Origin of the sequence: Methylobacterium sp. J-068, assembly GCF_022829445.1 — a bacterium.
GTDB lineage: Bacteria > Pseudomonadota > Alphaproteobacteria > Rhizobiales > Beijerinckiaceae > Methylobacterium.
The window spans coordinates 1-1,190 of the sequence record NZ_JAKSXY010000014.1 but is presented as its reverse complement, the minus strand read 5'-3'; the positions used below and the strand labels follow the sequence as shown (position 1 = coordinate 1,190).

Here is a 1,190-nt window from a genome sequence, read left to right as displayed (position 1 = left end):
TACTCGTTGATGGCGGCGACGACGCCTGCGCCGACGGTGCGTCCGCCTTCACGGATGGCGAAGCGCAGCTTCTCTTCCATGGCGACGGGGACGATCAGGGTGACGTCCATGGTCACGCTGTCGCCGGGCATCACCATCTCGGTGCCCTCGGGCAGCACGCACACGCCGGTCACGTCCGTGGTGCGGAAGTAGAATTGCGGGCGGTAGTTGGTGAAGAACGGCGTGTGGCGGCCGCCCTCTTCCTTGGTGAGGATGTAGGCCTCGGCCTTGAACTTGGTGTGGGGCTTGACCGAGCCGGGCTTGCACACGACCTGGCCGCGCTCGACGTCCTCGCGCTTGGTGCCGCGCAGCAGCACGCCGACGTTGTCGCCCGCCTGGCCCTGGTCGAGCAGCTTGCGGAACATCTCGACGCCCGTGACCGTCGTGGTCTGGGTGTCGCGGATGCCCACGATCTCCACCGTCTCGCCGACCTTGACGATGCCGCGCTCCACGCGACCCGTCACCACCGTGCCGCGGCCCGAGATCGAGAACACGTCCTCGATGGGCATCAGGAACGGCTTGTCGATCGGACGCTCCGGCTGCGGGATGTAGGCGTCCACCGACGCCATCAGCGCCAGCACCGCGTCGTGGCCGATCGCCTTGTCGCCGTTGTCCAGCGCCACCTTGGCCGAGCCCTTGGTGATCGGGATGTCGTCGCCGGGGAAGTCGTACTTCGAGAGGAGCTCGCGCACCTCCATCTCCACGAGCTCGAGGAGCTCGGCGTCGTCCACGAGGTCGACCTTGTTCAGGAACACCACCAGCGCCGGCACGCCGACCTGACGGGCGAGCAGGATGTGCTCGCGGGTCTGCGGCATCGGGCCGTCGGCCGCCGACACCACCAGGATCGCGCCGTCCATCTGCGCCGCACCCGTGATCATGTTCTTCACGTAATCGGCGTGGCCCGGGCAATCCACGTGGGCGTAGTGCCGGTTCGTGGTCTCGTATTCCACGTGCGCCGTCGAGATCGTGATCCCGCGCGCCTTCTCCTCCGGCGCCTTGTCGATCTGGTCGTACGCCGTGAACGTCGCCCCGCCCGTCTCGGCCAGAACCTTCGTGATCGCCGCCGTCAGCGACGTCTTGCCGTGATCGACGTGACCGATCGTGCCGATGTTGCAGTGCGGCTTCGTACGCGCAAATTTCTCTTTGGCCAT

At 66.9% G+C, this 1,190-nt stretch carries 1 protein-coding gene; it reads right to left on the bottom strand.

What is annotated here, in order from left to right; translation table 11 throughout:
- Positions 1-1,190 (bottom strand): elongation factor Tu (tuf, locus tag MKK54_RS00575; protein WP_055949261.1); only part of this gene is annotated, 1,190 nt, incomplete at its 3' end.